The sequence below is a fragment of the Actinomadura geliboluensis genome, from assembly GCF_005889745.1.
Taxonomy (GTDB): Bacteria; Actinomycetota; Actinomycetes; order Streptosporangiales; family Streptosporangiaceae; genus Spirillospora; species Spirillospora geliboluensis.
The window spans coordinates 1-12,425 of sequence record NZ_VCKZ01000282.1 but is presented as its reverse complement, the minus strand read 5'-3'; the positions used below and the strand labels follow the sequence as shown (position 1 = coordinate 12,425).

Below are 12,425 nucleotides of genomic sequence, written 5' to 3'. Positions count from 1 at the left end.
GTGCTGGGCGGGGCGATCGGCGGGGGCGCCCTGCTCCTGCCGTGGCTGGCGGGCTGCGCGGCGGAGTCGTCGGCGTCGTCCCCGGCCGGGCGCACCGGCGTCGCGGTGCTCGTCGGCGCGATCGCGTCCGAGCAGCACCTGATCGCGGCCTACGAGGCGGCGCGGTCATCGGGTGCGGTGCCCGCCGACCGGCTCGATCCGGTCCTCGCGCACCACCGCCGGCACCTGGAGGTCCTGAAGAGGCACTACGTGCCGGGCTCGGGCGACAGGGCGGGCGAGGGCGGCGCGATGCCGTCCGCCAGTCCCGCTCCCCCGGTCCCCGCCGGCTCCGCGCAGGCGCTCGCCTTCCTGCGCGACGCTGAGGAAGGCGCGGCGCGCGCGCGGACGGCCGACGCCGCCAAGGTAAGCCCCGCGCTGGCGCAGTTGCTCGCCAGCATCGGCGCCTGTGAAGCGGGCCATGCCAGGACGGTCAGGGGCGAGGTCCCGGCCGTCCGCTCCAGGTCCGACGCCGAAGCCTTGCGGACGGCGGTGTCGGCCGAGCACGCGGCCGTGTACGGGTACGGGGTGCTCGGGGCCCGGCTGCGCGGCACGCTGCGGCAGACCGCGAAGGACATGTGGAACGGCCACCGGGCCCAGCGCGACGAGCTGGCGTCGATCCTGTCCGGCGACCCGGACCCGGCGGCGGCCGCCTACCGGCTGCCCGTCCGGGTCACCGACGCGCGCAGCGCCGCCCGGCTCGCGGCGGCGCTGGAGGACGACCTCGCCGCCGCCTACGTCGGCCTCGCCGGCCTCTCCGCCCCCGACCTGCGGGCGTTCGCCGCCGACAGCGCCCAGCGGGCGATGGCACGGTCGGCCCGGTGGCGGGCGCGGGCGGGCGCCGCGGCGCCGCCGGAGGCGTTCCCCGGGCTGCCGCCCGCGGCCCTCGCGCCCCGCCCCGAACCGGGTGAGTGATCTTCCGCACGGCGGGAACGAAGCGCGGCACCGATCGCGTTGGTCCCGGTAGAGGGGACTACTCGGGGGAGGAGCCCAGACGTGACCACGACTCCGACGGAGGGCGGGCGCAGCGCCCTCGACGAGCTGCGGGACGCCTACCACGAACAGCTGAACCGGCTCGCGGCCGAGCGCGACGCCGCGCGGCGCCAGGCGCGCATCGCCCAGGCGCAGGCGGACGTGGCGCGGGCCGACCTCGCGAGCCTCACGGCCCGGGTGCACGAGCTGCTGGCCGCCGCCGCGCGGCACCTCCCGGACCTGCCCGCCGCCGAGGGCCCGGACGAGCGCGCGCGGGCGCTGCCCGCCGCACCGGACGCTCCCGCCGCACCAGACGCTCCCGCCGACGACGCGGCGCCTTCGGACCGTCCCGCGCGGGCCGCCTGACCGGGGAGGAGCGGCCCGTCCAAGGGCCGCGCGGAGACCGCCGGGCCATCGTCCCGGCGGTCTCCGCTCCGACCTTCCAATAGGGTTCTGCGAATGACCGCGTACGGCCTCCTCGTCACCCCTTCGCACAACCGCGTCTACGCCCAGGCCGCCGCCGACTTGCTGAAGGCGGAGCTGACGGTGTTCAGCGAACAGGCCCTGGGCGGGCGCCTGGGCGACATCCGCGAGACGGCCATGGGCGGCGTCCCCTATGTGACATTCTCCGCCGACGAGCTGACGGAGCAGGACGTCCGCCTCCTGTCGAACCTGTCGGGTCTCTACGCGCTGTTCCAGATCGAGGGCGAGCTGCTCCGGCCGGTCGCGCTCCAGCCCCTCGACCTGTTCGGCAGCGACCTGCTGACCATCCAGAAGTACTCCGGCAAGACGAACGAGTACTTCACCAAGCTGCTGCTGAACGTCACCGCGATGGCGATGGACTCGCCCATGGACCTGGTGACCGGCCGCCCCCGCGTCCTGGATCCCATGTGCGGGCGGGGCACCACCCTCAACCAGGCGATGATGTACGGCCTGGACGCCGCCGGAATCGACATCGACGCCAAGGACTTCGACGCCTACGCGGCCTTCATCAAGACCTGGCTGAAGAACAACCGGGTCAAGCACCAGGCCGAGACGGCCAACATCCGGCGCGAGAAGGCCGTCCTCGGGCGCCGCCTCCACGTGACGTTCGGGGCGTCCAAGGAGCGCTACAAGAGCGGCGAGACGATGGAGATCACCGTCGTGAACGCCGACTCCGTGGGCGCCGGCAAGTTCTTCCGGCCCGCCTCGTTCGACCTGATCGTCACGGACGCCCCGTACGGCGTCCAGCACGGCAGCCGCCCCAAGGGCGCGCAGCCGGGCCGCAAGGGCAAGCCGCAGCTGTCACGCAGCCCCGTCGACCTGCTGGCCGCCGCCGTCCCCGAATGGGCGCGGCTGCTGCGCCCGGGCGGCGCCATCGGGATCTCCTGGAACACCTTCGTCGGCCGCCGCGAGCAACTCGCCGACATCCTCCGCACCGCCGGCCTGGACGTCCAGGACTCCGACGCCTACCGGAGCTTCCGCCACCGCGTGGACCAGGCCATCACCCGCGACCTGATCGTGGCGCGCCGCCCCTGACCCCCGAAGCGTCTGAGCTCCGCCTGTTGCTCCGCTCCCGGCGCCGGTCAGGCGTACCAGCGCTCTACGTGCGGGAGCAGTTCGTCCAGGGTGTGGATCAGGGCGTCGGGCGGTGTGAGGCCGGGGCGCTGGAAGGCGTGGGTGGTCTGGTGCCACAGCTGGACGGCGCGCAGCCCGGCCGACTTGGCGCCGTGGATGTCGTCGTAGGGGCGGTCGCCGACGAAGACGCAGGACGCGGGGTCGGTGGCGCCGACGGCGTCCATGGCGGCGCGGAACGCCTCGGCGTGCGGTTTCGTCCAGGGGATCTCGCTGGAGTAGACGGCGCCGTCAAGCATGCCGAGGACGTCGTCGCGGGCGAAGACGCGCTCGTGCCACTCGCGGGTCCAGATGGTGTTGGACAGGACGCCGATCTTGATGCCGCGCTCGCGGAGGGCCTGGAAGAGGCCGGGGACGGCGGGGTCGGTGTGGGTGTGCGGGGTCCAGGTCTCGAAGTGCGCCGCGAGGAGGTCCTCGGTGGGCTCCACCCCGGCCATCTCGAACGCCTCGGCGAGCGTGGCGCTGCGGTGCTCCTCGGTGCCGCGGCGCCACAGCTCCAGCTCGGCCTCGGCGAGCGCGGCGGCGGCCTTCTCGACGGCGTCCGGCGGCAGGTGGGCGGAGCAGATCGCGCGCCACATGTCGGTGAGGTCGAGGTCGTGCCACGGGGTCAGGGTGCCGCCCCAGTCGAAGATCACAGCTTGTACGCCCATGACCGGATCGTAACCATCCGAGCGCGATCGACGATCACCGTTTACGCTGTGGATCACCCCGGAGGGCGCGACCGGGCCGCCGTCGTCCGTCTTGGAGCCCGTCATGCGCAGACCCCTGCTCGCCGCCCTCCTGACCGCGGGCCTCACCACCGCCGGCCTCGCGGCCCCCGCGGCGGCCGCCCCGATCCCCGACGGCCCGGGGAAGGGCTTCGTCCCGGCGTACGTGGGCGGGCCGGCGACGCCGCGGCCGCTCGCCGGGCGGCCTGTTCCGGCCAACCCGCACCAGGGGCCGGTGGGGACGTCGTCGATGCACGCCGACAGCTACGCGTCCGACACCTACCCGTTCCCGGGGCCGCTCGGCCGCGATCCCGAGGTTCTCAACGAGGCCAAGGGCGGCGGCCTGCCGGGGCTGTGCTCGACGGTGACGTTCGCGCGGCGGACGGGCCTGATCGTCGCGCAGTGCACGCGCGGGCAGAACTTCGTCCTGCGGCTGATCGACCCGAAGACGCTGAAGGACCTGGCGACCTACGACCTGCCGCCGCGGCCGTCGACCGTCCAGGCCGTGTTCTCGCTGAGCCTCGACAAGGTGCTCACCGACACGTCGGGCGGCGCGTACTACTACCTCGACCCGCAGGACCGCGCCGTCCTGGCGGATTCGGCCTTCCACCTGCGCCGGTTCGCGCACGAGAAGGGGCCGGACGGCACGTGGCGCTTCACGGTGACCGACGACTGGGACCTGAGCGGCCACCTGCCCCATGACTGCGCCACGTGGACGAATCCGTGGCCGAAGGGCGAATGCGACCCGATCACCGCGGTCGGGCCCGACTGGGCCGGCCTGATCTGGTGGATCACCCGGAACGGGCGGGTCGGCACGGTGGACCCGGAGTCGGGCACGGTCCGGATGACGCGGCTCACCGGGGAGAGCATCCAGAACTCCTTCGCCGCGGGCGAGGACGGCGTCTCCATCGTCTCCGACCACGCGCTGTACCAGATGCGAGCCGACGCGAGCGGCATGCCCACGGTCGTGTGGCGCCAGCCCTATGACAGAGGTACCGGACGCAAGCCCGGCCAGATCGACCAGGGTTCGGGGACGACTCCCACGTTCTTCGGTGACGGCTACGTGGCCATCACCGACAACGCCGACGACCGCATGCACGTCATCGTCCGGCGCAGGGACGACGGTGAACTCGTCTGCCAGATCCCCGTGTTCGGCAGCGGGGCCAGCGCGACGGACAACTCCCTCATCGGCTACGGGAACAGCCTGTTCGTCGAGAACAACTACGGCTACCGCAACTTCTTCGAGCTTCCGCCGGGAGGGTCGTCCGTGGGCGGGGTGAGCCGCGTGGACGTGAAGTCCGGAGGAAGCGGCTGCGAGACCGTCTGGACGAGCCAGGAGCGCTCGCCGTCCACCGTGCCGAAGGTGTCGGTGCCCAACGGGCTGCTGTACCTGTACACGAAGGAGCCCCGCCGGGACCTCATCGACGCCTGGTACCTGACCGCGGTGGACGTCCACACGGGCAAGACCGCCTACAAGGTGCTCACGGGCACGGGCAAGTGGTTCGACAACAATTGGGCGCCCATCACGATCGGTCCGGACGGGAGCGCGTACATCGGCGTCATCGGCGGGCTCGTCGCGGTCCGCGACCGTGGGTAGGGCGGTCCGCGACCGCGGATAGGGCGCTCCGCGACCGCGGACAGAGCCGTCCGCGATCACGAGTAGGGCTCCGGTCAGCGGGGATACCGGTTCGATCAGGTGAAAACCAGACGAACCGGGAGGGAATGATGAGGGCACGCAGGCCCGGTGAGTCGCGCGACTTCCGCGACGACATCGACGACATGGGCGACAACGATCAGGACGAGGAGATCGGCCTGACCGAGGAGTACGTGACCGACCCGCCCGACGACCTGGTGATCGAGGAGCCCGAGCAGAGCAGGGACGGGCTCGGCATCACCGAGTACGAGCGGCAGGCCGCGCGGGACGGCGACGACGAGCGCCCCCGCCCGGACACCGCCGCCGAGTCCGACGCCGTCAACCCGACGCGGCGGCCCTGACCGCGCGTCCGCCGCCCGTGAGCCGCGGCCGCCGGTGACGCGTGTGGCAGGGGTCTCTTTGCGGTTCGTTTCCGGACCCGGGGGAATGCCATAGGCGGGCCGTAGGTTGCGCATTGCGGGCGAGCTTGCGAGGTGACCGGGACATGCATGAGACAGTCACGGCACCGGTCCGCCCTCCGAGCGACGCCGAGCCCCCGCCGGCCGATATCAAGCCCCTTTCGGCCAGCGCCGCTCCCCCTTCGGCCAGCACCGCGCCCCTTTCGGCAGACGCCGAATCTCCGTTCCCGCTCCCCGGCGGGCATGACGACCGAGCGGCGCCGCGCCCGTGGTGGCGGCGCAAAGCGGGTCTCCTCGTCCAGTGGGCGCTGGTCCTGGGCGCGCTCGCCGCCTTCCCCCTCTACCGCGACGAACTGCCCGACCTCGGCGCCATCTGGTCGGCCGCGGCGCACGCCGATCCGGGCTGGCTCACGATGGTCGTGCTGGCCGTGGCCGGGTCGATGGGCGCGTTCGCCAGGCTGCAGCGCCGGCTGCTGCGCGTCGGCGGGCTGCGCATGCCGCTGCGCCGCGCGTTCGCGATCACCTACGCGGGCAACGCGCTGTCCACGACGCTTCCGGCGGGCCCCGCGGTGAGCGTCGTCTACACGTTCCGGCAGTTCCGCCGCGGCGGGGCGTCGGCGCCGCTCGCCACGGCGGTGATCCTGGCCGGCGGCGTCATCACCACCTCCGCGTACTCGCTGGTGGGCCTGCTGGCGCTGCTCGCCGACCCGCACGCCCGCGGGCCGGCGCTGACCGCGCTGGCCGTCCCGCTCGTCCTCGCGGTGCTGCTCGTCCCGGCGCTGCGGCGGCCGCGGGCGCGCGCCGTGCTCACGGCGCCGCTGCGCCGCGCCCACCGGTGGGCGCTCGCCCACCCGCGGATCGCCCCGTACGCCGAGCGGCTGGCCGGCGTCCGCGCCGTGCTGCGCCCGACCCGCCGCGACTGGGCCGCGCTCGCCGCGCTCGCCCTGCTGAACTGGGTGTTCGACATCCTCGCGCTGCTGGCGGCGGCGAACGCGGTCGGCATCGAGGTCTCCCCGAACGGGGTCGCCCTCACCTACTTCGCCGCGCAGGCCGCGGGCAGCGCGCTGCCGCTGCTTCCGGGCGGCCTCGGCGCGATCGAGGGCAGCATGGCCGCGTCCCTGGTGGCGTTCGGCGCGGCCCTCTCCCCCGCCGCGGCGGCCGTCGGCCTGTACCGCCTGGTGTCCTACTGGGCCGTCGTCGCCGTCGGCTGGCTGGCGTGGGCGACCCTGCACGAGCACGCCCGCCTCGGCGCGCGCCTCAAGTCGCGGCTCGCCGCCGCCGGCGGCCTCCTGATGGACGGCATGATGGCGTTCGCGTTCGTCACCCCGTACACCACGGTGCCTCTGCACGCGCCCGAGGCGCGGCGCCCCTAGCTAAGGCTCAGACGGGGCTGTCCTCGGGGGCCCGCAGCCTGGTCAACACCTGGACGGGGTCGGAGAGCACCTCGGCGAAGGCGAACTCGGCGGCCCCGACGAGGGTGGTGTCGTCGCCTAGCGCCGCCGTGCGGAGCTTGACCTTCTCGCGGGGCGCGGCGAGCGCGCCCGTGGCGAGGACGCTGCGGATCTGCGCGGCGGCGCCGAGGTAGATGTCGCGGAGCGTCCCGCCGAAGACGATCATGCCGGGGTTGAACACGTTGACGAGGCTGGCCACGCCGAGGCCGAGCCAGGTGCCGACCCGCTGCAGCGCCTCCCGGGCCGCGATGTCGCCCGCGTCGGCGGACGCGAGGACGGCGCGGACCGCGTCCCGGCCCGCCTGCCCGGGGTGCTCCGCCTGGCCGGCGTGGTCCAGCAGGGCCCGCTCGCCGACCTCGGCTTCCAGGCAGCCCTTCGAGCCGCACGCGCAGCGCCGCCCGCCCGGGTTGATGATCATGTGGCCGATCTCGCCGCCGAACCCCTCGTCGCCGCCGAGCAGCCGGCCGTGCGCGATGATGCCGCCGCCGACGCCGACGTCGCCGTGCAGGTAGATGAGGTTGTCGCAGTTCACCCCGGCGCCGCGCTCGTGCTCGGCGAGGGCGCCGAGGTTGGCGTCGTTGCAGACCGAGACGGGGATGCCGAGGCCGAGGCGGCGCGACAGCGCGTCCCCGAGCCGCAGGTCGCCGACGTCGAGGTTCGGGCCGAACATGATCGTGTCGTCGGCGCGGCGGACGGTGCCGGGGAACCCGAGGGCGGCGCCGACGCAGACGGCGTCGCGCTCGGCCTTGCGGACCAGCGCGCGGGCGCCCGCGACGAGCACGCCGAGCAGGTCGGCGGGGTCGGAGTCGCGGGCGCGCACGCCCTCCCGGCGGTCGAGCACGACGCCGCCGAGGCCGACGCGGGCGACGACGAGCCGGTCGACGCCGACCTCGAACGCCAGCACGTACACGCGGGTCGACTCGGGCCGGACGACGAGGGAGGGCCGCCCGGCGCGCCGCCCGGGGCCGCGCGGCAGCTCCTCGCGGACGAGCCCGGCCGCGGTGAGGTCGGACGTCAGCGCCATGATCGTGCTGCGGTTGAGGCCGAGCGACTCGGCCAGCGTCGCCCGCGACGCCGGGCCGCGCAGGTGCACGAAGCGCAGCAGGGTTCCGAGGTTGTGCCGCCGGACGTCCTCCTGCGACGGGCCCGCCTTCATCATCGGTGCGGCCCCGGCTCTCCCCCGGTGCCCGAGGTGATCAGCTCGACGACCTGCCGGTGGGTGACGTCGGCGGTCCTGACCTGGGCCACCATCCGGCCGAGGTAGAGCGCGGCGATCCGGTCGGAGATCGCGAAGACGTCGTTCATGTTGTGCGAGATCAGCACCACCGCGAGGCCCTTGTCGGCGAGCCGCCGGACGAACTCCAGCACCTGCTGGCTCTGCGCGATGCCGAGCGCGGCGGACGGCTCGTCCAGCACGACGACCTTGGCGTCCTGCAGGACGGCGCGGGCGATGGCGACGATCTGCCGCTGCCCGCCCGACAGCGTGGCGACCCGGCGGCGGACCGAGCCGAGCGTGCGGACGGCGAGCCCCGACAGCGCGGTGCGCGCCGTCTCCTCCATCAGGTCCTCGTCGAGGACGGGGCCGCTGCGCCGCTCCCGGCCGAGGTAGAGGTTCTGCACGATGTCGAGGTTCTCGCAGAGCGCGAGGTCCTGGTGGACGATCTCGATGCCGAGCCGGGCCGCGGCGCGCGGGCTGCCGATCCGCACCGGCTCGCCCTCGAACCGGTACTCGCCCCTGTCGAACGCGTGGATGCCGCCGATGCAGTTGACCAGCGTGGACTTGCCGGCGCCGTTGTCGCCGACCAGTGCGGTGATCTCGCCGGGGTAGGCGGAGAACGAGACGTCGTGCAGAACCTTCACGGAACCGAAGCTCTTCTCGATGCCGCGCAGGTCGATGGCTGGCGTCACTGACATGCCGAGGGGCTCCCACCGTGCCACACCGCCGCCGCGCGCCAGGCGGTCGTGATCCGTGAGCGTATCAGCAGCGGTCCCGGCGGACGTACCGGCGGAATCCCCGCCCGGCCACGGCTGGGAGCCGGTGGTGCGGGCCACCGGCTCCCAGGCGTCCCCGGCCGCGTTCACCGGGTCACCGCGCCCGCGGGCTCATCGCCCGGCGGCCGTGCGCCGCCGCCTGGCCAGCGCGTCCATCGTGGCGGCGAGCAGGAGCACCACCCCGGTGATGAGGAAGCTCAGGTACGCCTTGGTGCCGAGCAGGCCGAGCCCGTTCTCGATGATCGCGATGACGAGCCCGCCGAGGACGGCGTCGCGGGCCTTGCCGCGGCCGCCGAACAGGCTCGTCCCGCCGATGACGGCGGCGCCGACCGCGTACAGCAGCGTGTTGCCCGCGCCCGCGTTGACCGCGACCGAGTTGAGCCGGGACGCGGCCACGATGCCGCTGACCGCCGCCAGCCCGGAGCCGATCATGAAGACGGAGATCCGGATGCGGACGACGTTGATGCCGGCGCGGCGCGCGGCCTCGGCGTTGCCGCCGACGGCGTAGATGTGCCGGCCGTAGGCAGTGCGGCCCAGCACGAACGTGCAGACGATCAGCAGGATGCCGACCAGCAGGACGCCCCACGGGATGCCGCCGAGCGTGATCAGCGGGCTCGGGGCGCGGTCCTGGCTGAGCACGAACGTGCTGATCAGCAGCGCGGCGGCGACGACGCCGGACTGGGCGAGCACGAACTCCAGCGGCTTGGAGTGCAGTTCGCGGACGCGCTGCCGGCGCCAGCGCAGCACCTGCGTCGCGGCGTAGCCGACGGAGCAGGCGACGGCGAGGGTCCAGCCGAGCCAGATCGGCATGTTCTTGGTGGCGATCGCCACGATGACCTCGTCGCGGACGGGCACGGTGCCGCCCTCGCCGATCAGCCGCAGCGTGATGCCCTGGAGGCCGAGGAAGAACGCGAGCGTGACGACGAACGACGGTATTCGCAGTACGGAGACGAGCCAGCCGATCACGGTGCCGATGAGGACGCCGGTCGCCACCGCGCTGATGATCGCGACGTACCAGGGCTGGCCGCCGTCCACCAGGATCTTGGCCATGACGGCGGCGGACAGGCCGCTCGCCACGCCCGCGGCCAGGTCGATCTCGCCCACCAGCAGGACGAACACCAGGCCCATCGCGAGGATCGTGATGGGCAGCGCCTGGGTGGACAGGTTCGCGATGTTCGCCTTGCTGAGGAAGGTGTCGGGCTTCAGCGCGGTGAACAGGATGACGAGGGAGATCAGGCCGAGGATGGCGGGGAGCGCGCCGAGCTCGCCGGCCTTGATCTTGTTCCAGTAGTCCAGCGCCGCCGACCTCATGTCGTGCTCGCGCCGGTCGGTCGCGAAGTCCGCGTCCGCCAGCGTCATGGCGGTGTCCTTCGGAGTCGGGATGTCGGTGGACACGTGGTCCCCCCTCAGATGCTCTCTGCGGCGGTCGTCGGCGCGAGGCCGAGATCACCGGAACGGCCGGCGGTGATGAGTTCCACGACCTGGCCGTGGGTGACCTCGGAGCGGGCGACGTCCGCGGCGACCCGGCCGAGGTACAGCGCGGTGATGCGGTCGGCCACCTCGAAGACGTCGTTCATGTTGTGCGAGATCAGCACGACGGCGTGGCCGCTGTCGGCGAGGCGCCGGACGAGGTTGAGCACCTGCTGGGTCTGGGCGACGCCGAGCGCGGCGGTGGGCTCGTCCAGGATGACGACCTTGGACTCCCACAGCGCGGCCTTGGCGATGGCGACCGTCTGCCGCTGCCCGCCGGACAGGCTCGACACCTGCTGGCGGACGGACTTGACGGTGCGGACCGACAGCCGGGCGAGGACCTCCCGGGCGGACTCCTCCATCGACGCCTCGTCCAGGATGAGGCCGTGCTTGCGCTCGCGGCCGAGGAACATGTTCTGCACGATGTCGAGGTTGTCGGCGAGCGCGAGGTCCTGGTAGACGACCTCGATGCCGAGGTCGGCCGCGGCGCGCGGCCCGTCGATCGTCACCGGGCGCCCGTCGAACTCGATCTGCCCCGAGTCGATCGGGTGGATCCCGGCGATGCACTTGATCAGGGTCGACTTGCCCGCTCCGTTGTCGCCGACGAGGGCCATGACCTCGCCGAGCCGCAGCGTGAAGTCCACGTCGTGCAGGACGTGGACGGCACCGAAGCTCTTGTTGAGCCCGGTCAGGCGGAGGACGGGGTCTCCGTTTTCAGCCACGTGGTTCCTTCCACTGTCTGTCGCGCGCCCGTGGCGGGCCCCCGGCGCCCCGGGCTTCCGGGTGCCCGGGACGCCCTCAGCGGGTGGGGCCCGCCACGAGGTCGGCGGGGGTCGTTACTGGACCGTGATGCCGGCGGCCTCGCACTTGGCCGCGTACGCCCCCTTGCAGAGGTCGGCCGCCTTGACCGAGCCGTCGTCGACGACCTTCTTGACGTTCTCCTTGGTGATGCCGATCGGCTCCAGCAGCACCGACGGGACGTCGCGCTTGCCGATCGGGTCGTGCTCGGTGGCGGTGGTCTCGCCCTTCTCGCCCTTGATGAGGGAGACGGCCAGCTTCACCGCCGCGTCGGCCTCCAGCTTGGACGGCTTGTAGACCGTCGTGCACTGGGTGCCGTCGAGGATGTTCTGCAGGCCCTGCACGGTGGCGTCCTGGCCGGTGACCGGGACCTTGCCCGCGCGCTGGTTCTTCTTCAGGATCGAGATCACCGCGTTGCCGAGGTTGTCGTTCGCGGCGAGCACACCGTCGATCTTGCCCTTCTGCTCGGTCCACATCTGCTCGAAGAGCGTGGCGGCCTTCTCGGCCTCCCAGTCCGGGACGGGCTGCTCGGCGACCTTCTTGTAGGTGGAGACCTTGTCGAGCACGTTGTGCGAGCCCTTGGCGAAGAGGGTCGCGTTGTTGTCGGAGGGCGAGCCGTTGAGGTAGACGATGTTGGCGTCCTTCTCGCCGAGGCACTTCTGCAGGCCGGCGGCCATCGTCTCGCCGACCTTCACGTTGTCGAAGGAGACGTAGTAGTCGGCGACGCCGCCCAGGGTGAGCCGGTCGTAGTCGATGGTCTTGACGCCCTGCGCCTGCGCCTTGCGCTGCACGGCGGCGGCGGAGTTGGAGTCGAGGCCGGTGACGAGCAGGACGGTGACGCCGCTCGTCAGCATCTGGTCGGCGATGGTCTGGAACCGCTGCGCGGAGCCTTCGGCGTTCTGGATGTCGCTCTGGATGCCGGCCGCCTTGAAGGCCTGCTGGAGGTAGGGGCGGTCGAAGTTCTCCCACCGCGCGGACGAGGCCGTGTCGGGCAGGATCACGCCGACCTTGCCCTTCGCCGCGTCTCCGCCGGAGTCGTTGCCGTCGTCCCCGCACGCGGTGAGGCTGAGCGCCGCGGCCGTCGTGAGGGCCATCAGGCCGAGGATGCCCTTGCGCATTGCCCGGGTCCTTTCTGGGGGGCGGCCGCCGTGCCGCGGCCGGGTCTTCCGACCCGGTGAGCGAGATCACACGTCCACCGGGGTGAATGTTGTGTCCCGCAACTTATGTCGCGCTTGTCCGTCACGCCAGACCTGTCGGCATGTTGATTTGTTGTCGGCGGTAACAATCACGTAACACGAGATCAACATGGGTGGGACGAGGGGTGGCCCGGGCA

At 72.8% G+C, this 12,425-nt stretch carries 12 protein-coding genes; 6 read left to right on the top strand and 6 right to left on the bottom strand.

Annotation, left to right across the window (positions count from 1 at the left end; all coding sequences use genetic code 11):
- The 3 genes from ETD96_RS47000 to ETD96_RS30670 form a co-directional block, all read left to right on the top strand.
- A partial coding sequence (locus tag ETD96_RS47000) for a DUF4439 domain-containing protein (protein WP_240808340.1) occupies positions 1-951 on the top strand: 951 nt, incomplete at its 5' end.
- Positions 952-1,032: 81 nt separating this feature from the next.
- Complete coding sequence (locus tag ETD96_RS30675; protein ID WP_138639973.1) at positions 1,033-1,374, top strand: hypothetical protein; 342 nt, start codon at positions 1,033-1,035, stop codon at positions 1,372-1,374.
- A 93-nt stretch (positions 1,375-1,467) separates the two neighbouring features.
- Positions 1,468-2,526, top strand: coding sequence for a TRM11 family SAM-dependent methyltransferase (locus ETD96_RS30670; protein ID WP_138639972.1), 1,059 nt, complete (start codon positions 1,468-1,470; stop codon positions 2,524-2,526).
- A gap of 47 nt (positions 2,527-2,573) precedes the next feature.
- Here the strand turns inward: ETD96_RS30670 and ETD96_RS30665 are convergent, their stop codons facing one another.
- Entirely contained in the window at positions 2,574-3,272 is a 699-nt protein-coding gene (locus tag ETD96_RS30665; protein ID WP_138639971.1) for an HAD family hydrolase, read from the bottom strand.
- A gap of 103 nt (positions 3,273-3,375) precedes the next feature.
- Between ETD96_RS30665 and ETD96_RS30660 the strand changes: the two genes are divergently transcribed.
- The 3 genes from ETD96_RS30660 to ETD96_RS30650 all read left to right on the top strand — a co-directional run bounded on the left by ETD96_RS30660 (position 3,376) and on the right by ETD96_RS30650 (position 6,754).
- Positions 3,376-4,926, top strand: coding sequence for a PQQ-binding-like beta-propeller repeat protein (locus tag ETD96_RS30660; RefSeq protein ID WP_138639970.1), 1,551 nt, complete (start codon positions 3,376-3,378; stop codon positions 4,924-4,926).
- Positions 4,927-5,054: 128 nt separating this feature from the next.
- Entirely contained in the window at positions 5,055-5,324 is a 270-nt protein-coding gene (locus ETD96_RS30655; protein WP_138639969.1) for a hypothetical protein, read from the top strand.
- 143 nt (positions 5,325-5,467) lie between these two features.
- The gene (locus ETD96_RS30650; RefSeq protein WP_138639968.1) at positions 5,468-6,754 is read left to right on the top strand and encodes a lysylphosphatidylglycerol synthase transmembrane domain-containing protein; all 1,287 of its coding nucleotides are present in this window, start codon (positions 5,468-5,470) and stop codon (positions 6,752-6,754) included.
- A gap of 7 nt (positions 6,755-6,761) precedes the next feature.
- Here the strand turns inward: ETD96_RS30650 and ETD96_RS30645 are convergent, their stop codons facing one another.
- From ETD96_RS30645 to ETD96_RS30625, 5 genes are all read right to left on the bottom strand, one after another.
- Complete coding sequence (locus tag ETD96_RS30645) at positions 6,762-7,988, bottom strand: ROK family transcriptional regulator (protein ID WP_138639975.1); 1,227 nt, start codon at positions 7,986-7,988, stop codon at positions 6,762-6,764.
- Positions 7,988-8,746, bottom strand: coding sequence for an ATP-binding cassette domain-containing protein (locus ETD96_RS30640; RefSeq protein WP_138639967.1), 759 nt, complete (start codon positions 8,744-8,746; stop codon positions 7,988-7,990). Before ETD96_RS30640 ends, ETD96_RS30645 begins: the two co-directional genes overlap by 1 nt.
- Before the next feature lie 189 nt (positions 8,747-8,935).
- Positions 8,936-10,219, bottom strand: a complete 1,284-nt coding sequence (locus tag ETD96_RS30635; RefSeq protein WP_240808339.1) for a sugar ABC transporter permease — start codon at positions 10,217-10,219, stop codon at positions 8,936-8,938.
- Positions 10,220-10,230: 11 nt separating this feature from the next.
- Positions 10,231-11,016, bottom strand: a complete 786-nt coding sequence (locus tag ETD96_RS30630) for an ATP-binding cassette domain-containing protein (protein WP_138639966.1) — start codon at positions 11,014-11,016, stop codon at positions 10,231-10,233.
- Positions 11,017-11,130: 114 nt separating this feature from the next.
- Positions 11,131-12,210 carry a sugar ABC transporter substrate-binding protein gene (locus ETD96_RS30625; protein WP_138639965.1) on the bottom strand — a complete coding sequence of 360 codons (1,080 nt, stop codon included), beginning with the start codon at positions 12,208-12,210 and terminating at the stop codon, positions 11,131-11,133.
- Positions 12,211-12,425 lie beyond the last annotated feature (215 nt).

Bases quoted from the DNA above. Each gene is read 5' to 3' on its own strand.
- ETD96_RS30660 (WP_138639970.1), top strand. From the start codon at position 3,376: ATGCGCAGACCCCTGCTCGCCGCCCTCCTGACCGCGGGCCTCACCACC.
- ETD96_RS30645 (WP_138639975.1), bottom strand. From the start codon at position 7,988: ATGAAGGCGGGCCCGTCGCAGGAGGACGTCCGGCGGCACAACCTCGGA.
- ETD96_RS30625 (WP_138639965.1), bottom strand. From the start codon at position 12,210: ATGCGCAAGGGCATCCTCGGCCTGATGGCCCTCACGACGGCCGCGGCG.
- ETD96_RS30665 (WP_138639971.1), bottom strand. From the start codon at position 3,272: ATGGGCGTACAAGCTGTGATCTTCGACTGGGGCGGCACCCTGACCCCG.
- ETD96_RS30640 (WP_138639967.1), bottom strand. From the start codon at position 8,746: ATGTCAGTGACGCCAGCCATCGACCTGCGCGGCATCGAGAAGAGCTTC.
- ETD96_RS30670 (WP_138639972.1), top strand. From the start codon at position 1,468: ATGACCGCGTACGGCCTCCTCGTCACCCCTTCGCACAACCGCGTCTAC.
- ETD96_RS30655 (WP_138639969.1), top strand. From the start codon at position 5,055: ATGAGGGCACGCAGGCCCGGTGAGTCGCGCGACTTCCGCGACGACATC.
- ETD96_RS30650 (WP_138639968.1), top strand. From the start codon at position 5,468: ATGCATGAGACAGTCACGGCACCGGTCCGCCCTCCGAGCGACGCCGAG.